16 protein-coding genes are annotated in these 18,729 nt (G+C 66.4%); 7 read left to right on the forward strand and 9 right to left on the reverse strand.

Features of this window, described 5'->3' with window-relative positions; translation table 11 throughout:
- The first annotated feature begins 9 nt into the window (after window positions 1-9).
- Genes DK847_RS04445 through DK847_RS04455 form a run of 3 tightly spaced genes read left to right on the forward strand, consistent with a single transcriptional unit; the run spans window position 10 to window position 2,802 of the window.
- Complete coding sequence (locus DK847_RS04445) at window positions 10-912, forward strand: alpha/beta fold hydrolase (RefSeq protein WP_111196437.1); 903 nt, start codon at window positions 10-12, stop codon at window positions 910-912.
- On the forward strand, window positions 902-1,966 hold the full coding sequence (locus DK847_RS04450) for a phosphotransferase family protein (RefSeq protein WP_111196438.1): 1,065 nt from the start codon (window positions 902-904) through the stop codon (window positions 1,964-1,966). Before DK847_RS04445 ends, DK847_RS04450 begins: the two co-directional genes overlap by 11 nt.
- A complete protein-coding gene (locus DK847_RS04455) occupies window positions 1,963-2,802 on the forward strand; it encodes a patatin-like phospholipase family protein (protein ID WP_111196439.1) in 840 nt (279 codons plus the stop codon). The genes DK847_RS04450 and DK847_RS04455 overlap by 4 nt, the downstream gene beginning before the upstream one ends.
- Here the strand turns inward: DK847_RS04455 and DK847_RS04460 are convergent.
- A complete protein-coding gene (locus tag DK847_RS04460) occupies window positions 2,783-3,241 on the reverse strand; it encodes a nucleoside deaminase (RefSeq protein ID WP_111196440.1) in 459 nt (152 codons plus the stop codon). The two genes, DK847_RS04455 and DK847_RS04460, sit on opposite strands and share 20 nt — an antisense overlap.
- Before the next feature lie 36 nt (window positions 3,242-3,277).
- On the opposite strand from DK847_RS04460, the gene DK847_RS04465 reads away from it, so the two are divergent.
- From DK847_RS04465 to DK847_RS04475, 3 genes are read left to right on the forward strand one after another with little or no spacing between them, the layout of a single operon-like run.
- A complete protein-coding gene (locus DK847_RS04465; RefSeq protein ID WP_111196441.1) occupies window positions 3,278-4,054 on the forward strand; it encodes a pseudouridine synthase in 777 nt (258 codons plus the stop codon).
- Window positions 4,020-4,577 (forward strand): 16S rRNA (guanine(966)-N(2))-methyltransferase RsmD, encoded by a 558-nt coding sequence (rsmD, locus tag DK847_RS04470; RefSeq protein WP_245414544.1) that lies wholly within the window; start codon window positions 4,020-4,022, stop codon window positions 4,575-4,577. Before DK847_RS04465 ends, rsmD begins: the two co-directional genes overlap by 35 nt.
- Window position 4,578: 1 nt before the next feature.
- Window positions 4,579-5,679 carry a mandelate racemase/muconate lactonizing enzyme family protein gene (locus DK847_RS04475; protein WP_111196443.1) on the forward strand — a complete coding sequence of 367 codons (1,101 nt, stop codon included), beginning with the start codon at window positions 4,579-4,581 and terminating at the stop codon, window positions 5,677-5,679.
- Between the two features lie 744 nt (window positions 5,680-6,423).
- Here DK847_RS04475 and DK847_RS04480 read toward each other — a convergent pair.
- From DK847_RS04480 to ileS, 7 genes are all read right to left on the reverse strand, one after another.
- On the reverse strand, window positions 6,424-6,831 hold the full coding sequence (locus tag DK847_RS04480; protein WP_161957145.1) for a hypothetical protein: 408 nt from the start codon (window positions 6,829-6,831) through the stop codon (window positions 6,424-6,426).
- A gap of 103 nt (window positions 6,832-6,934) precedes the next feature.
- On the reverse strand, window positions 6,935-8,665 hold the full coding sequence (gene mutL, locus DK847_RS04485; protein WP_111196445.1) for a DNA mismatch repair endonuclease MutL: 1,731 nt from the start codon (window positions 8,663-8,665) through the stop codon (window positions 6,935-6,937).
- Between the two features lie 80 nt (window positions 8,666-8,745).
- A complete protein-coding gene (locus DK847_RS04490) occupies window positions 8,746-10,092 on the reverse strand; it encodes a M16 family metallopeptidase (protein WP_146256043.1) in 1,347 nt (448 codons plus the stop codon).
- On the reverse strand, window positions 10,089-11,432 hold the full coding sequence (locus DK847_RS04495) for a M16 family metallopeptidase (protein ID WP_111196447.1): 1,344 nt from the start codon (window positions 11,430-11,432) through the stop codon (window positions 10,089-10,091). The genes DK847_RS04490 and DK847_RS04495 overlap by 4 nt, the downstream gene beginning before the upstream one ends.
- A gap of 53 nt (window positions 11,433-11,485) precedes the next feature.
- Window positions 11,486-11,980: a hypothetical protein gene (locus tag DK847_RS04500; RefSeq protein ID WP_146256044.1), complete on the reverse strand. Its 495-nt coding sequence runs from the start codon at window positions 11,978-11,980 to the stop codon at window positions 11,486-11,488.
- Window positions 11,981-12,022: 42 nt separating this feature from the next.
- Window positions 12,023-12,523 (reverse strand): signal peptidase II, encoded by a 501-nt coding sequence (gene lspA, locus DK847_RS04505; RefSeq protein WP_111196449.1) that lies wholly within the window; start codon window positions 12,521-12,523, stop codon window positions 12,023-12,025.
- Complete coding sequence (gene ileS, locus DK847_RS04510) at window positions 12,523-15,417, reverse strand: isoleucine--tRNA ligase (RefSeq protein ID WP_111196450.1); 2,895 nt, start codon at window positions 15,415-15,417, stop codon at window positions 12,523-12,525. Before ileS ends, lspA begins: the two co-directional genes overlap by 1 nt.
- Window positions 15,418-15,634: 217 nt before the next feature.
- Here ileS and DK847_RS04515 point away from each other — a divergent pair, with 217 nt between their 5' ends.
- Window positions 15,635-17,740 (forward strand): mechanosensitive ion channel family protein, encoded by a 2,106-nt coding sequence (locus tag DK847_RS04515; protein WP_161957146.1) that lies wholly within the window; start codon window positions 15,635-15,637, stop codon window positions 17,738-17,740.
- Between the two features lie 6 nt (window positions 17,741-17,746).
- Here the strand turns inward: DK847_RS04515 and speB are convergent, their stop codons facing one another.
- Entirely contained in the window at window positions 17,747-18,706 is a 960-nt protein-coding gene (gene speB, locus DK847_RS04520) for an agmatinase (protein WP_111196452.1), read from the reverse strand.
- Window positions 18,707-18,729 lie beyond the last annotated feature (23 nt).

Raw genomic sequence — 18,729 nt, forward strand, 5'->3', positions numbered from 1 at the left:
CCTGCCGCCATGAGCACGCTCTTTCCCGGCACGCGCGAATACCGGCACCGCCAGGCCGGGGTGGAGATCTTCGCCCGCATCGGCGGCTCCGGACCGCCGCTGCTGCTGGTCCATGGTTTTCCGCAGACCCATGCCATGTGGCACAAGGTGGCGCCGGAACTGATGAAGCGCTTCACCTGCGTGATGCCGGACCTGCGCGGCTATGGCTACTCCTCCTGCCCCCCGAACGACGCGAAGAACGAGGCCTATTCCAAGCGCGCCATGGCGAACGACCTGATCGCGCTGATGAAGAGCCTCGGGCATGAGCGCTTCGCCGTGGTGGGGCATGACCGCGGGGCGCGCGTGGGCTACCGCATGGCGCTGGACCACGCCGGCGCCGTCACCTGCCTCACCGTGCTCGACATCGTGCCGACCCATGCGATGTGGCACAACTTCACCGTCCGCCTCGCCATGAAGACCTATCACTGGCTGTTCCTCGCCCAGCCGCACCCGCTGCCGGAGATGCTGATCGAACCGAACCCGGTGGGATATCTCGACTACACCATCGCCAGCTGGACCAAGGCCAAGGACCTCTCCGCCTTCAGCGAGGAGGCGCTCTCGGAATACCGCCTGCATTACGCCACGCCCGAACACATCCACGCCACCTGCAACGACTACCGCGCCGGGGCGACCTATGATCTTGCCGCGGATGTGGTGGACCACGCGGCGGAGCGCAAGATCGCTTGCCCCACTCTCGCGCTGTGGGGGACGGCGGGTATTCCCAGCGAAACCGATGGGCCGCTGGAGACCTGGCACGCTTGGTGCGAAAGCGTCGAAGGCCAGGGCATCGATTCCGGCCATTTCGTCGCCGAGGAAAATCCGAAGGCCGTGCTCGACGCGCTGGTCCCCTTCCTGGACCGCCATGCGCATTGACCGGCAGCAGGCGTTCTCTGGCACCACTGCCTCCGATATCGATGCCGCTGCACTCGCAACCTATCTGGAACAGCATGTCGATGGCTTCGCAGGGCCGCTGATGCTGGCGCGCTTCAAGGGCGGGCAGTCGAACCCGACCTACAAGCTGATGACGCCCACGCGATCCTATGTGCTGCGGCGCAAGCCCTTCGGCAAGCTGCTGCCCTCGGCCCATGCCATCGAGCGCGAATACCGGGTGACGGAGGCGCTGGCGCGGGCCGGGTTCCCCGTCGCGAAGCCGCTGCACCTCTGTGCGGATGCTGGCGTCATCGGCGCGGCCTTCTATGTGATGGAACATGCCGAGGGCCGGGTGTTCTGGGAGCCGCATGCGCCGGGGCTTTCCGGGCATGAGCGCGCGGCGCTGTTCGACTCGCTCAACGCCACCATCGCGCAGCTGCACCGGCTCGATCCCGTGGCGCTCGGGCTTGGCGATTTCGGCAAGCCGCAGGGTTACGTGGCGCGGCAGATCAGGCGGTGGAGCGAGCAGTATCGGGCATCCGAGACCGAGGCGATCCCCGAGATGGACCGTCTCATCGCCTGGCTGCCAGGAGCCTGCCCGGCGGACTCAGGCGCCGCCATCGTGCATGGCGATTTCCGGCTGGACAATTGCATCGTCCACCCCACCGAGCCGCGCGTCATCGCGGTGCTGGACTGGGAGCTGTCGACGCTGGGCGACCCGCTGGCGGACTTCACCTATCACCTGATGCAGTGGTTCATGCCGGTGTCGGAGACCGGTGCGGGCGTGGGCTCGCTGCTGGGTCATGAAAGGGATCCGGGCGTTCCCGCCATCGAGGCCTATACTGCCGACTACTGCCGCCGCACCGGGCGCAGCGGCATTCCGGAGCTGCCGATCTACCTGGCGTACAACTTCTTCCGGCTTGCGGCGATCCTGCAGGGCATCCTGGGACGGGTGCGGGACGGCACGGCGGCCAATGCGGAGGCAGCGGTGATGGCGCGGCAGGTGCGGCCGCTTGCCGAGACGGCGTGGGCATTCGCACGAAAGGCAGGCGCATGAGCGAACCATCGATCGGCCTTGCCCTGGGTGGCGGCAGCGCGCGCGGGCTCGCCCATATCCCGGTGCTGGAAGTCTTCGACGAGCTGGGCATCAGGCCGAAGGTGATCGCCGGCTGCTCCATCGGCTCGCTGTTGGGCGCAGGCTATGCCGGGGGCCTCAGCGCGAGGGATATCCGCGAGCGCGCCGAACTGCTGCTCTCGGACCGCATCGGGGCGCTGAAGTTCGCTTTCGGTCAGAAGCGGGTGAACCCCTTCGACCTGCTGGCGCTGAGAGGCCTCGCCTCGCTGCATGTGCATGGCGAGAAGCTGGCGGGGCTGGTGCTGCCCGAAACGCTCCCTGAGAACATCGAGGACCTGACCATTCCCTTCAAGGTGATCGCCACCGATTTCGATGCGATGGAAGAGCGGGTGATCGAGCGCGGACCGCTGGTGAAGGCGGTGGGGGCGTCGATCGCCATTCCCGGCGTCATCCTTGGCACGCAGTATGACGGGCACAGCTATGTCGATGGCTGCGTCACCAACCCGGTGCCGTTCAACCATGTGCGCGAGGGTGTCGACATCGTGGTTGCGGTTGACGTCTCCGGCCGCCCGCGCGAGGCCAATGGCAAGAACCGCTCCAACATGGAGGTGGCGGTGGGATCCCTCCTCATCCTGTTCAACCAGGTGGCCAGCCTGCGGCGGCAGATCAGCCCGCCGGACATCTATGTGCGGCCCGCGATCGATTCCTTCTCGGGGGCCGACTTCTTCCGCATCAAGGAGGTGATCGAGCAGGCGCAGCCGGCGAAGGACCAGCTGAAGCGCGAGCTGGAAAAGCGGCTCATGATCGCCTCGACCTGAAGAACTCCTTGAGCATGGCCTTGGCGCGGTCCTCGCCCAGCCCGCTGTAGACGTCGGGGGCGTGGTGGCAGGTGGGCTGCGAATAGAAGCGGGGGCCGTGTTCCACCGCACCCATCTTCTCGTCCCCGGCGGAGAAATAGAGGCGTCGGATGCGGGCGAAGGAGATGGCGGCGGCGCACATGGCGCAGGGTTCGAGCGTCACGTGCAGGTCGCAGTCGACGAGGCGCTCCGAGCCCAGGATCTCGGCCGCGGCGCGGATCGCCAGCATCTCGGCATGGGCGGTGGGGTCCTTGAGTTCCAGCGTGCGGTTACCGGCCCGGGCGATGACGTTTCCCGCCTTGTCGGCCACCACGGCACCCACCGGCACCTCGCGCCGCAGGGCGGCGGATTCCGCCTCTTCGAAGGCGATTGCGAGGGGGGCTGGCAGATTCAGTCGCATTCTGCCAATTGAGGCATTCATGGGTGACGGGTCAAGATGAGCGAATTCGAGGGAGAACGCATCGCCAAGGTGATCGCGCGGGCGGGCGTCTGCTCCAGGCGCGATGCCGAGCGGCTGATCGGCGAGGGCCGGGTGAAGATGAACGGCAAGGTGCTGACCTCGGCCGCCACCAATGTGACGGCGAAGGACGTGATCCTGGTCGACGGCCAGCCGCTGCCCAGTAAGGAGGCGACCAAGCTGTGGCGCTATCACAAGCCGGGCGGGCTCGTCGTCTCCAACAACGATCCGCAGGGACGGCCAACAGTGTTCGAAAAGCTGCGCGAGCAGCTGCCGCGCGTGGTCTCCATCGGGCGGCTCGACATCAATACGGAAGGGTTGCTGCTGCTGACCAATGACGGTGAGCTCGCCCGCTTCCTCGAGCTGCCGGCCACGGGCTGGACCCGCAAGTACCGCGTGCGGGCCTTCGGGCATGTGAACGAGGCCTCACTCACGAAACTCGAGAAGGGTGTGGAGGTCGAGGGCGTGCGCTATGGCCCCATCGAGGCGAAGATCGAGCGGGTGCAGGGCGACAATACCTGGCTGACGATTGCCATCAAGGAAGGCAAGAACCGCGAGGTGAAGCGCATCTGCGAGCACCTGGGGCTGCAGGTAAACCGGCTGATCCGCACCGCATTCGGGCCCTTCCAGCTGGGCGAGTTGCCGCGCGGCGGCATCGAGGAGGTGCCCACTCGGGCGATGAAGTCCTCGATCGGGGAAAAATTCTTCAAGAAGGAAGATGATGCGCATCGTCGGTGGAAAGTTCAAAGGTCATAGCATCGCCCCGCCCCACGGCTCGGCGACGCGGCCGACGACCGACCGGGTGCGGGAATCGGTGTTCAACATCCTGGCGCATGGCATTGCCGACTTCGAACTCGAAGGCGCGCGCGTGCTGGACCTGTTTGCGGGCACGGGTGCGATGGGGCTCGAGGCCGTGTCGCGCGGGGCTCGCTTCTGCCAGTTCGTGGAGGACAGTGCGGAGGCGCGCGGGCTCATCCGCAGGAATGCCGATGCGCTGGGCGTGATCGGGCTCGTCAAGATCTGGCGGCGCGATGCGACACTGCTCGGCCCCTGTTCGCCGCAGCCACGCTTCGACCTCGTCTTCGCCGACCCGCCATATGGCAAGGGGCTGGGGGAAAAGGCACTGGCCTCACTGGTGGCTGGGGAATGGCTCAACCGGGGCGGCATCGTCGTCTTGGAAGAGTCACAAAAGGCCGGGATCAAGGACATGGCCGGCCTCGCGCTGATCGATGCACGCGACTACGGCGACACGACAATCCGTTTCTACCGGGGAGAATGACGTGAAGATCAGGAAGCTCGAAACCTTCTGCAACGAGTTCGTCGGCTTCGTGCGCGCGACCAGCGACACCGGCCATCAGGGATGGGGCCAGGTCTCGACCTACAACGCCGACATCACCTGCGAGATCTTCCACCGCCAGGTGGCGCGCCATGCGCTGGGCACCGATGCGCTGGATTTCGCCGACACGCTGGAACTGATCAACGAGCGCGAGCACAAGTATCCCGGCTCCTACCTGCGCCGCGCCATGACGGGGCTGGACACCGCCCTCCTCGACCTGCGCGGCAAGCTGGAGGGGAAGCCGGTGACGGTGCTGCTGGGCGGCACGCCGGGCAAGCTCCGCGCCTATGCCTCCTCGATGAAGCGCGACATCACGCCCCGGGACGAGGCCGCGCGGCTGTGCCGGCTGCGTGACGAGAAGGGCTTCGATGCCTTCAAGTGGCGCGTGGGCGCCGAATGCGGGCGCGACCGGGACGAGTGGCCGGGCCGCACCGAGGAGATCGTGCCCACGGTGTCGCGCGCGCTGGGCGATGGGGTGGCCAAACTCGTCGACGCCAACAGCTGCTATACGCCGAAGCGGGCGATCGCGGTGGGGCGGCTGCTCGAGGCCGAGGGCATCGGGCATTTCGAGGAGCCCTGCCCCTATTGGGAATTCGCCTGGACGAAAGAGGTGACGGATGCGCTGGCGATCGACGTGACCGGTGGCGAGCAGGATTGCGAGTTCACCGCCTGGGAGACGATGATCGGGATGCGCGCGGTGGACGTGGTGCAGCCCGACGTCATGTACATGGGCGGCATGCTGCGCACCTTGCATGTGTGCCGGATGGCGGAGAAGGCGGGGCTGCCGGTGACGCCCCATGCCGCGAACCTGTCGCTGGTGACGATGTGCACCATGCACCTGCTGCGCGCCATTCCCAATGCGGGCAAGTATCTCGAATTCTCGATCGAGGAGGCGGATTACTATCCCTGGCAGGTGGGCCTGTTCCTCGGCGATCCCTACCGCATCGAGGACGGCAAGGCGACGGTGACGGATGCGCCGGGCTGGGGCGTGGAGATCAACCCGGCCTGGCTGGAGACGGCGCAGTATCGGGCGAGCGAGATCTAGCCTCACGGCTTGCATGGACATGCGTCCTCCATTGCGAGGGTGGCTGTTTGTCCCTCGAGAGAAAATGGGAGGCGCGGGCGCTGCCCGGCGCGGAGTGCCAGCTTGCGAAGCTGGCGGAATGGCGCTGAGCAGCGCCCGCGAACCGACAGGTCTTAGGCCTTGGGGAGAGAGCTTGCGCAACGATCCCAGATCGCCCCGCCTTGCCCTGAGGGCGCGAAGGTCATAGTGCCGCCGGGTCTCTCCTTCTGCCCCCGGGAGTGTGGATTACGTTGAGCCACACCCGCAGGCCTGCCCCCGTCCCGCCCGAGCTCACCGTCATGAGCAGGACCCCGAATGGGAAGGGTGAGGGGATATATAGCATATTGTAGGAGTAAAGTCACGGGGAATTTATCCGCAGGCGTTGCGGCGCGTGGCCCCCCACCCCTGCCCCTCCCCACGAGGGGGAGGGGAAGAAGGAACGGGCGTGCCGGTGTGTATCCCCTCCCCCTTGTGGGGAGGGGCAGGGGTGGGGGTCGTGCCGCTGGCAAACTGATAGAAAGCTGGGCCCCAGCTTCCGCTGGGGTGACGAAGTGGGGGGAGTGGTGCGCGGGGCCGTAAGGATGCGCGGATCAAGCCTGGGGAAGGTGAAGCAATAGGCGCCGGTCACGCAGGCGGAAAGCTGGATCCAGCTCTCCGTGATGACAGACATTCGTGGGATCAGGGACGTCAATGGCAGAGGCCCGCGCAAGCGGTGAAGGACAGGCCTCACAAGCCAAGCCCCAACATCCGCCTGAGATAAAATAGGAAGTCTGGATAAATCGCCATCAATATCGCAAATTCGAGGGCAAGGAAGCCGATCAGGAACAGCGCTCCGAGAAGGCCCCCACGACGTCCGGGTCTTTGCCTCATTGCCAGCCAGACCAGCTTGGCCAGGCCGCCGCAGACCGCACCGAAGATGAGCAGGAATGACCAGAGCAGGGCATTCATCATCGCGAAAATGGAGGCCGGACTGGCCGTGACGGAAAGTGCGTCGGTGAACAAGAAAATCACCGGTGCCGCAATCAAGAATGCGCAGAAGGCGCTTCTCAGGAAAAACTGTGTCTTGTCCGCAAACCCCGTCACCAAGGCGAAAGCAATGAGAAGGCCCGCCCAGGGAATCAGAAGTGTAATCATCAAGTGCGTGGAAGGGTCCATGCCTTGAGTTACACAGCGGCATATTCACTTTCTACAAAAATCTTTATGCATCAATGGTAAGGTTTGCGCCCGCTCTCGATGTTCACCGCCGTCCGAACAGCTTCTCGATGTCGCTGAGCTTCAGCTCGATAAAGGTTGGCCTTCCGTGGTTGCACTGGCCGGAGTTCGGTGTCGCTTCCATCTCGCGCAGCAGCGCGTTCATTTCTTCGGGGCGGAGCCTGCGGCCCGAGCGCACCGAGTTGTGGCAGGCCATTGTCGCCAGCACGTGGTTGATGCGGTCCTCGAGGCTGGTGGTGACGCCGAGCTCGGCGAGTTCGTCCGCCACGTCGCGCACGATGCCCGAGACATCCGCCCGGCCGAGTGCTGCGGGAACCTCGCGGATGATGACGGCGCCGTCGCCGAAGGCCTCGAGCACGAGGCCGCCCTGGGCCAGCATCTCCGCGGCAGCAGCAAGGCGCTCGACCTCCACGGGGTCAAGGTCGACGACCTCGGGCACCAGCAGCGGCTGGGTTTCGATGCCGCGATCGGCGCGCTCGCGCTTCAGGCGCTCATAGACGAGGCGCTCGTGCGCGGCGTGCTGGTCGACGAGGACGAAGCCGTCCCTGGTCTGCGCCACGATGTAGTTGTCGTGGATCTGGGCGCGGGCGTTGCCCAGAGGGTAGTCGGGCTGGGCCACCGGAGTCTCCGGCACGGGGGCGGAAGCCGGCGGCATGTTCATGGCGAGGGCCGCCTGCTTCTCCTCCTCGTCGAAGCCGCGGTGATTGAAGGGGCGCGGCATGACGGGGCGGAAGGACGAGACGGTCTGGCGCGACAGCCCCGTGTCGGGCGCGCGCTTGCCCGCCAAGGCATCGCGGATGGCGCTGACGATGAGGCCGCGCACGAGGCCGCCGTCGCGGAAGCGCACCTCCGCCTTGGCCGGGTGTACGTTCACGTCCACCCGTTCCGGCGGGCAATCGAGGAACAGCACGAGGGCCGGGAAGCGGCCCGCGGGCAGCACGTCGGCATAGGCGCCGCGGATCGCCCCCGAGATGAGCTTGTCGCGCACGCTGCGGCCATTGACGAACATGTATTGCTGAGCGGAATTGGCGCGCGCCGCAGTGGGAAGGCCGGCATGGCCTCGCACCCGCACGCCCTCACGCTCCAGCTCGAAGGCCACGGCATTGTCCATGAACTCCGCCCCGAGGACGCGGCGGATTCGGGCCTCCTCGCCCTCCTCCTTCGGCACGTCGACGAGGCGGCGTTCCTCGGTGACGAAGGTGAAGCCCACTCCGGGATGGGCGAGCGCCATGCGGCGCACGACCTCGGCCGCCTCCACCGTTTCGGTGCGATCGGCCTTCAGGAACTTAAGGCGGGCGGGCGTGGCGAAGAACAGGTCCTTGACGTCGATCTCGGTGCCGATGTTGAGGGCGGCAGGGCGCGGCGGGCTCAAGTGCCCGCCTTCCACCATGATGACATGGGCATCACCACCGCTTCTGGGCTTCGAGGAAATGGCGAGCCGGCTGACAGCGCCGATCGAGGGCAGCGCCTCGCCACGGAAGCCGAGGAAGCGGATGTCGATCAGGTCATCATCGGCGAGCTTCGAGGTGGCGTGGCGCTCGATGGCCAGCGCCAGGTCCTCCGGCCCCATGCCGATGCCGTCGTCCGAGACGCGGATCAGGCTCTTGCCGCCGCCGCGGAAGGCAACGTCGACCTGGCTGGCGCCGGCGTCGATGGCATTCTCGACGAGCTCCTTCACGACGCTCGCGGGGCGCTCGATCACCTCGCCCGCCGCGATGCGGTTCACCGTTCCTTCTGAAAGCCGCCGGATTCGCATCGGGGTAGATTAGCAAGGGATGGCGGGACCTTGCCAGCAGTCCTTCTCCCGCGGGAAGCGCGGGAGAAGGGAAACGCGGTTTACTTCACGCCTTGCGGCTTGCCGACCACGGTGACGATCAGCCGGTCCGGGTGGAGCAGGCGCTTGGCCTGGGCCTTGACTTGGTCCAGCGTCACCGCCTCGACCAGGGCATTGCGCTTCTGGACATAGTCGATGCCCAGATTCTGCTGCTGGAGGGCGAGAAGCTGGTTGGCAATGGCGGCGTTGGAGGAAAAGCGCAGCGCATAGGAGCCGGTGAGGAAGGTCTTGGCCTCGTCCAGCTCCTGCTGGGTGGGGCCCTGCTCGGCGTATTTCGCGATCACGTCGCGGGCAGCGTCCAGCGCCTCGCCGGCGGATTCGTTCTTGGTCTGCAGCGAGCCGGCATAGAGGCCGCCGCGGCCCATCGGGTTGAGGCCGTAGCTCACGCCATAGGTCAGGCCACGCTTTTCGCGGATCTCTTCCGACAGCAGCGAGGTGAGGCCGCCCGAGCCGAGGATTTCCGCCATGACGAAGGCCGGGATGAAGTCCGGGTCGTCACGCTTGATGCCCTCGGTGCCGAAGGCGATGACGGACTGCGGCATGTCGCGCTCGATGACCTTGAGCTTCGGCCCCATGGCAGGCTTCGCCGGAGGCAGGGCCGGCTGGTCCGGCGCCTTTTCCGGCAGGCCGCCGAACACCTTGTCGAGCAGCGGGCCCAGTTCCGCGGCGGTGATGTCACCCACCACCGCGACCTGCAGGCCGTCGCGGTTGAAGATGCGGCGGTGCGCGGCGCGGAGGTCATCGGCGGAAATGCCGGAGATGCTGGCCTCGGTTCCGTCATCAGGGCGGGAATAGGGATCGCCGGGAAGGATCTCGTTCATCCAGGCCTGCCAGCCGATGGACTGCGGGTCCTGCTCCTGTTCCTTGACATTGAGCAGGAACTGCTGGCGCACGCGCTCCAGCGGCTCGGCATCGAAGCGCGGCGCGGTGATGGCCAGCCTGAGGAGATCGGTCGAGGCGTCGCGGTTGCGGGTCAGCGTCTGGAAGCCGCCCTCGAAGAAGTCGCTGCCCGCGTCGAAGGACATGCGGAAGGCCAGTTCGTCACGCTTCTTCTGGAATTCGGCGGAGAGCATGTCGCCCGCACCCTCGTCGAGCATGCCGGTCAGGAAACTCGACACGCCCTCCTTGCCAGCGGGCTCGAGCTCGGTGCCACCCTTGAAGGAATAGTTCATGGCCATGAGCGGAATGGCGTGTTCCTCGACGAGCCAGGCCTTGATGCCGCCGGGGCTCGTCACCTCCTGGATGGTGAAGGCATGGGCACTGGAGGCGGAGGCCACGAGCAGGCAGAGAAGCGCCAGCAGGCCGCGCACGGGGTTCAGCATGGTGATCACCTTCTCTCTCGCGTTCACTGGCTCTGGGCTTCCGGCAGCAGCACGCCGGTGACCGAGGCCCGGCGGTTCAGCACCCTGCGCGCCGCGTTGTTGACGTCCTCGACGGTGACGGTGGCGAGGTCCTTGTCCCAGTTTAGCACGTCGTCGATGGTCTGGCCGGTGGCCAGCGACACGCCGAACATGCGCGCCAGCTTGTCCTGCGAGTCGAGCAGGTAGACGGCGCTGGCGATCATGTTGTTGCGGCTGCGGTCGAGCTCTTCCTGGGTCACGCCCCGGGTGGCGACCTCGTCGAGAATGGCGTCGATCTCCTTCTCCACCGCCTCGACGGTGACGCCGGGATTGGGCGAGGCATAGACGCCGAACTCGCCATAATCGAGCTGGTCGGCGTCGAACCATGCGCCGGAATAGGCCGCGAGCTTCTTGCCCAGATTGAGGGTCTGGTAGAAGCGGCTCTGGTTGCTGCCGCCGATGATCTCGGCGAGGAGCGACATGGCCAGTTCCTCGCGCTGCGGCAGGTTGCGCGCGGCGGGGGTGAGGTACTGGCGCTGCAGGCTGGGCGCGCTCACGCGCGGATCGCTCATGGTGATGCGGCGCTCGGCATTGGGCGGCGGCTCCTCGGCGCGCACGCGCTCCGTCACCGGGCGCTTGTTCCTGAGCGGGCCGTAATAGCGCTCGGCAAGGGTCTTCACCTCCTCCGGCGTCACGTCGCCGGCGACGATCAGGATGGCATTCTCGGGCTCGTAATGCGCGGCGTAGAAATCCATCGCGTCCTGGCGGGTGAGCTGCGAAACCTGCGGCATCCAGCCGATGATCGGCTTGCCATAGGGATGCGCGGTGTACATGGCCGCCCCCATCTGCTCATGCAGCAGGCCGGCGGGCTCGTTGTCGGTGCGCTGGCGGCGCTCCTCGAGAACCACCGAGCGCTCGGGCAGCACCGTCTCGTCGGTCAGCTGCAGGTTCTGCATGCGGTCCGCCTCGAGTTCCATGACGAGGGGAAGACGGTCCTTCATGACCTTCTGGAAATAGGCGGTGTAGTCCTGGGTGGTGAAGGCATTCTCGCTGCCGCCATTGGCGCGCACGATGCGGCTGAAGGCGCCATCGGGATATTTCGGCGTGCCCTTGAACATCAGGTGCTCGAGCAGGTGGGCGATGCCGGCCTTGCCCTGGGCCTCGTCCGCGGCACCCGTCTTGTACCAGACCATGTGGGTGACGACGGGTGCGCGGTGATCGGGGATCACCACCACCTGCATGCCGTTGTCGAGCTTGAACGAGGTGACGTCGATGTCGAGGGCGCGCGCGGGGCCCACGACGGCGAGCACGGCAAACACGGCAGGCACCAGTCGCTTGAACAGTGTCATGGATTTCCTCGGGTCATTTGGGGCCGCCGGGCAATGGGCCGGCGGGGGGACGGCTATTCGTCCTTGAAGATGTTTCCGATGTTCATGAAGGTCCCGTAATTCGGGTTCTTCGCCTTCTTCTGATTGATGTAGTAGGCCTGAAGTTCCTCGCGCAGCTGCAGGTCGGTCTTGCGCGTGCCGTCGGGGTTGTAAACCGAGATGCCGACATTGGTGTAGATGGCATCCGGCCCGCTGGCGGGCTCCGTCATGGTCGACGCGGTCTTGACGGCGGGCGCGGCGGCCTTGGGGGCGCTTGCCACCGGGGTGGCGGGCGGCGAGGTCAAGGTTGCCTGGGTTGCCGCTGGCGCGCTCGCCACGCCAGGGTCCGGCGGGGCTGTGGTCGTACCGGGCGGCGGCAGTCGAAGGTCCGGCGGCATGGTGAGGTCCTGCCGGGCGTTCAGCGTCTGGGTGGGGGTTTCCTTCTCGAGGTAGTTGCGCATGGTGTTGCCGCAGCCGGCAAGGCTGAGGCCGACCATGCAAAGCAGCACCGTTACACCGGCACGATTCATCCAGATACCCTTGTCAAGACAGCCCACCTAGTGCCGCCGAAATCAGGCTTTTCCGCGGCGGTTGTCACGCTCGCCCATTACGATTGATTCATACATGAGGAGCGCCACGCCGGCAACGATGGCGATGTCCGCGACGTTAAAGACGTACCAGCTAAAACTTTGATAATGAAAGTGAAAAAAGTCTGCTACGGCCCCCCGCGCGACGCGGTCCCAGGCGTTGCCGAGGGCCCCTCCGATGACCATGCCGAGTGCCGCTGCGGCAATGGCGCGCCTTGCCCCGCAGGCCCAGACCCAGAGCAGCACCACGATCGCCAGCGTGAGCGCCACCAGCCATTCCTGGAGATGGGTGGAGAACAGGCCGTAGGAGACGCCGGTGTTCCACACCATCACGAGGTCGAAGAAGGAGGTGATGCGGACGGGGGTTTTCTCGATGATGCGGTAGACGTCCAGCATCCAGTATTTGTGCAGCTGGTCGATGCCGAAGACGATGAGGGCGAGGCCCAGCGTCAGCGGCGCGAGCGGACCCCAGACCCTCAGCTTCATCACACCGTCTTTTCGAAGCGGACCTGCCACTCGCGCACCGCCTCCGCATCACGCGGCGTGATGTCGGGGAACTCCGGGTCGCTGCCGACCTCGGGCGTGATCTTCCACGACCGGGCGCACTTGCGGCCCTCGGCCGGCCTGAAGACCACGGCAACGCCCTTCACCGCATCGAGCCGGAAGGCGTCCGCCGGGCCCTCGCCTGCGATGAGTTTCGCACCCGAGGTGATGGAGATCTCGGCGAGGTCGACGCCATCGAGTGCCGCGAGGAGGTCCGGGTTCGAGACATGGATCTCGGGGGCGGCTTCGAGCGCCGAGCCGATGGTCTTCTTCACTTGGCGCTCGATCTCAAGGGCCCCGGTGACGACGGAACGGACCTCGCGGATCTTGTCCCACTTGGCGGCCAGTTCCGGGTCCGCCCATTCATCCGGGCAGCGGGCGAACTGCATGAGGTGCACGGACGACCCCTCGCCCGGGAAGCGGGAGAGCCAGACCTCGTCCATGGTGAAGGCGAGTACCGGCGCCCACCAGGTGGTGAGGCAGTGGAACAGCTGGTCCAGCACGGTGCGGCAGGAGCGCCGGCGGAGGCTCGACCAGGCGTCGCAATAGAGCGAGTCCTTGCGGATGTCGAAATAGAAGGCCGAGAGGTCGACCGTCATGAAATTGGTGAGCAGCGCGAAGAGGCGCTTGTAGTCGAACACCTCATAGGCCTGGCGCACCTGCCCCTCGAGCTCGTGCAGGCGGTGGAGGATGTAGCGGTCGAGCTCCGGCATGTCCCTGGCCTGGGTGAATTCCCAGTCCTGGAAATCATCCACGGCGCCGAGGATGTAGCGCATGGTGTTGCGCAGCTTGCGGTAACCCTCGATGTTGGTCTTGAGAACCTCCGGCCCGAGGCGCAGGTCCTCGGCATAATCCGCCGAAGCGACCCACAGGCGCAGGATGTCCGCACCCGACTGCTTGATGACGTCCTGCGGGGTGACGATGTTGCCCAGTGACTTCGACATCTTGCGGCCGTCCTCGGCCACGACGAAGCCGTGCGTCAGCACCGCGTCATAGGGTGCACGTCCGCGCGTGCCGCAGGATTCCAGGAGCGAGGAATGGAACCAGCCGCGATGCTGGTCTGAGCCTTCGAGATAGAGATCGGCCGGCCACTTGAGGTCAGGCCGCTGCTCCAGCACGAAGGCGTGGGTGGAGCCGGAATCGAACCAGACGTCGAGGATGTCCCTCACCTGCTCCCATTCGAGGACCGAGCGGTCATTGCCGAGGAAGCGCTGGGCGGCCCCTTCGGCGAACCAGGCATCCGCCCCCTCTTCCGTGAAGGCCTCGACGATGCGGTGGTTGACCTTCGGGTCGTTCAGGATCTCGCCCGTCTCGCGGTTGACGAAGACCGCGATGGGAACGCCCCAGGCGCGCTGGCGCGAGATCACCCAGTCGGGCCGCTGCTCGATCATGGCGCGCAGCCGGTTCTGGCCGGCCGCGGGATAAAACGTCGTCTCGTCGATGGCCTTCAGCGCCACGTCGCGCAGGCCGTGGCTCGACATCGAGATGAACCACTGCGGCGTGTTGCGGAAGATGATCGGCTTCTTGGAGCGCCAGCTGTGCGGATACTGGTGCTTGAGGCGGCCGCGCGAGATGAGCGCACCTGCTTCCGTCAGTGCACGGATGACCGCATCGTTCGCATCGCCCTTCTCGCCCTTGTCGGTGATGACGCGCTTTCCCGTGAAGCCCGGTGCATCCTTTGTGTAGAAGCCGTCGGCATCCACCGTGAAGGGAATGGCATGCGGGATGCCCTTGTCCCTCAGGTAGGCCTCGCTGGCGACCCAGATGTTGTAGTCATCCGCACCATGGCCCGGTGCGGTGTGGACGAAGCCCGTGCCGGTGTCATCCGTCACATGGTCGCCATCGAGCATCGGCACGTCGAAGCCGTAGCCCAGATGGGCCAGCGGATGGCCGAGGATGAGGCCCGCCGGATCGGCATCGCCGAGGCGCGTGAAGCTCTCGACCTTGGCGGCCTTCATCACCTCCTCGGCGAGGCGGTCGGCGAGGATGAGCCTGTCGCCCGGCTTGGCCCAGTTGCCTTCGGGTGCGGCGGTGACGTCATAGACGCCATAGCTGATCTTCGAGGAAAAGCTCACCGCGCGGTTGCCGGGGATGGTCCAGGGCGTGGTGGTCCAGATGACGACGGAGGCACCGAGCAGGTTCGGCGCCCCGTCGCGCACCGGGAACTTCACCCAGATCGTATCCGACTGATAGTCCTGGTATTCGACTTCGGCTTCGGCGAGTGCTGTCTTCTCGACCACCGACCACATGACGGGCTTGGAGCCGCGATAGAGCTGGCCCGACTCGGCGAATTTCAGGAGCTCGTTGGCGATCAGCGCCTCGGCGCGGAAGTTCATGGTGAGATAGGGATTGTCCCAGTCGCCCGTCACGCCGAGGCGCTTGAACTCCTCGCGCTGGACGTTGATCCAGTGTTCGGCGAAGGCGCGGCATTCCTTGCGGAAGTCGTTGATCGGCACCTCGTCCTTGTTCTTGCCCTTCTCGCGATACTGCTCCTCGATCTTCCATTCGATGGGAAGGCCGTGGCAGTCCCAGCCCGGCACGTAGTTGGAATCGAAGCCCTGCATCTGGCGCGAGCGGGTGACGATGTCCTTCAGGATCTTGTTGAGGGCGTGGCCGATGTGCAGGTGGCCGTTGGCGTAAGGGGGCCCGTCATGCAGCACGTATTTGGGGCGGCCGGCCGACTGCTGGCGCAGCGTGCGGTAGAGGTCCATCGCCTCCCAGCGCTTCAGCAGCTCCGGCTCCTTCTGCGGCAGCCCCGCCTTCATGCCGAAGGAGGTCTTGGGCAGGAACACGGTGTCGCGGTAGCGGTCGGTCTTCTGGGGCTTGTCGTCGGACATGTGGCGGGCTCGGCTGCAAATCAAGGGTTTGGGCGGCTTCTAGCAGGTTTTGGCCGGGGATAAAGGCCGACGCACGGGCTCACGGAGCCCCTTCCGGGCAGGTGGAATGGATGGACGGCGGGGGCCCTGTCGCGAACTGGATACTTCTGCCACAATTCGAATGCTACAAGGGGTTGTGTATTCGACCAGAAAGCAGTTTCGGGGATTTTGGCTGGCGGTGCTCCTGGCGCTGCTGGGACCGGCTTCGGCCGCGCTTGCCCAGGCGCCCGCCCCCGCCACCCCGGTTCAGCTCAGCCCGGACCAGTTGAACCAGATCGTCACCGCCGTCACCGGCGCGGTGCTCACCCAGATGAAGGCGGCCCCGCCCGCGCCCGCAGCACCGCCCCCTGCCCCCGCTTCGGCGACCGACAGCATGGAAGGCTTCAGCGCCTACCTGCAGCAGAAGGAGGAGGAGTTCTTCGACCAGCTGAACGCCACGTTCGGGGCCTATCCGGACCTGGGGGCGCATGTCGGCAGCATCATCGAGCGGGTGGATGGCGGGCCGCGGGGGCTCAGCACCCTGGCCTTCCTGGCGGAGATGGCGGGCATCATCGCGGCTGCCGTGGCGCTGGCCTATGGCGCGGCTCTTGCGGCGCGGCGGCTGCTGCCGGGGAACGAGGCCACAGGCGGGCCGGCCAGCATCGGCCAGACCCTGCGCCGCGGCGTGGCGAACCTCATCGGGCTAGGCCTGTTCTGGGCGGTGGTGGCCTTTGCCGCGGCGCGCTTTTCCCACGGGCTGGGCATGCAGGGCACGGTGGCGCAATGGATCCTCATGGGGGCCGCGCAGTTCGCGCTGTACTACACGCTGATGCTGATCTGGTTCCGCCCCGCGGAGCCCGGCTACCGCATCGTGCCGCTGGAAAGTGCCGACGCAAGGCTGGCGATGCGGCTCTTCGTGATCGTGACGGCGGTCGTGGTGCTGCGCTCCTGGATCACCATTCCCATTGCCAATCACCAGCCGGCCCGGGTGATCGCGGCGGGGCTGCTGATCAACAACCTGATGTTCGTGGCGAGCTTCTTTGCCGGGGCGCTGCCGGCGCGCCTTGCCGTGCGGCGCTGGATCGAATCGACCGCCGTCGGCGCGGGGCCTTCACCGCTGCGGCGCTGGCTCGCCGCCAACTGGCTGGTGCTGGCGGGCAGTGCCGTGCTGCTGATCGCCGCGCTTCACGCCTATGGCGCGGTGACCGGCCACCCCGGCGTGGTGGCGGGCCTCACCAGCACGGTGCAGGCCGCGGTGGCGATGGTGCTGGTCTGTGCGGCGGTGGAATTCGCGGGCCGGCGCAGCGAGCGCGCCGACCAGGGGGCGCGGCGCGCCACACCCAAGCTTCCCGGCCTGGTGAGCCGCATGCTGCGGGTGCTGATCCTGCTGGGGGCGGGCGTCTATTTCCTGCGGCTCTGGGCGGTGGATGCGCTGCAGGCGATGACGCCGGAGCAATGGGGCCGCTTCGCCGATTTCGCGCTGGCGCCGTTGGCGGCCGTCTTCGCGGGCTACATTGCCGTGTCCTACGTCAATTATTACGCCGCGCGCTATCTCGCCACGCATCCGGTGGCGGTGACATCGATGACGGAGACGGGCGAGCTGGTGCTGAAGACCGACGGCTCGTCGCGGCTCCGGACGCTGATCCCCATCATCCGCATCACCGCCAATGTGCTCATCATCATCATGATCGCGCTGCTGGTGCTCTCGCAGCTCGGCTTCAACATCACGCCGCTGCTGGCCGGCGCCTCGGTGATCGGCCTTGCCATTTCCTTCGGCAGCCAGGCGCTGGTGAAGGACATCGTCACCGGCGTGCTGTTCCTGGCGGAAGATGCCTTCCGCATCGGCGAATACATCGTCTGCGGCAATGCCAGCGGCACGGTGGAAGGCTTCACGCTGCGCTCGGTCAGGCTGCGGCACCAGGATGGCCAGATCTTCACCGTGCCCTTCGGGCAGATCGGCGAGATCGTGAATTTCAGCCGCGACTGGTCGATCGTGAAATTCAACATGAGCCTCGACCGCGACGTGGACCTCGACGAGGTGCGCGAGGCGACCGCGAAGGTGGCGGCGGAGCTGACGGCGGATTACCGCGACCGTCTGCTCGACTCGCTCAAGGTGCAGGGCGTGAAGGACGTGACCGACACCGCCATCGTGGTGCAGTCCCAGTTCACCGCCCTGCCGCGTGACCCGGGCGAGATCGAGCGCGCGGCGCGAAGCCGGCTGCTGAAGGCTTTCCGCGACCGGAGTGTGGCGTTGTCGCGCCACCCCTGGCTTGCCCCCACGCTGGGCGCCGCGCAGCCGGCCTGAGGCCCGTCAGCTGCCGCGTTTTGCCTTCGACTCCGCCAGCACGCAGAGCATCTCCCACATCAGGTTCGCCGCGGTGACGGCGGTGATGCCGGTGGGGTCGAAGCAGGGAGCGACCTCGCAGATGTCGCCACCCACCAGGTGCCTGCCTTGCAGGCTTCGCACCATCACCTGCACCTCGCGCGGGGTCAGGCCGCCGATCTCAGGCACACCCGTGCCCGGCGCCCAGGCCGGGTCGATGCCGTCGATGTCGATGGTCATGTAGGTGGGGCCGGTGCCGATCACCTCGTGGATTTTCGCGATCACCCTGTCGCGTCCCAGGCGCTCGTAATCCTCGAAGGTGATGCAGGTGAAGCCCGCATCCTCGCCCCACTTGATGTCGTCGGGCGAGAAGCGCGAGCCGCGCAAGCCGATCTGGATCGTGCGCTTCGGGTCGATCAGCCCCTCCTCCACGCCGCGGCGGAAGGTGGTGGCGTGGTTGATCTTCGTATCCGCCAGCGTGTCCAGCGTGTCGGCATGGCTGTCGATGTGGAAGATGCCGACGGGCCGGTCCTTCGCCAGCGCGCGCAGGATGGGCAGCGGCACGGTATGGTCGCCGCCGATGGACAGCGGCAGGGCGCCGGCGGCGTGGATCTTGGCGAAGAATTCCTCGATCATGGCGATGGAGCGGTGGAGGTCGATGGGGTTCACCGGCGCATCGCCGACGTCCGCCACGTTGCAGATGTCATAGGGTGCGATGCCGGAGACATTGTGCACGCGGCGGATGAGGCGGGAGGCCTCGCGCACCGCGGCCGGGCCCTGGCGCGCACCGGCGCGGTAATTGACGCCGATGTCGAAGGGCACGCCGACGAGCGCGATGTCGAGCTCCGGCGAAACATCGTGGCGCTGGGTGCGCATGAAGGTTGCGATGCCGGCGAAGCGCGGCGTTACGGCAGCATCGACGGGCTGGAAGCGCGGGTCTTTCTTCATTATCAATACCTCGACATGACTTG

Origin of the sequence: Aestuariivirga litoralis, assembly GCF_003234965.1 — a bacterium.
GTDB classification, from domain to species: Bacteria; Pseudomonadota; Alphaproteobacteria; order Rhizobiales; family Aestuariivirgaceae; genus Aestuariivirga; species Aestuariivirga litoralis.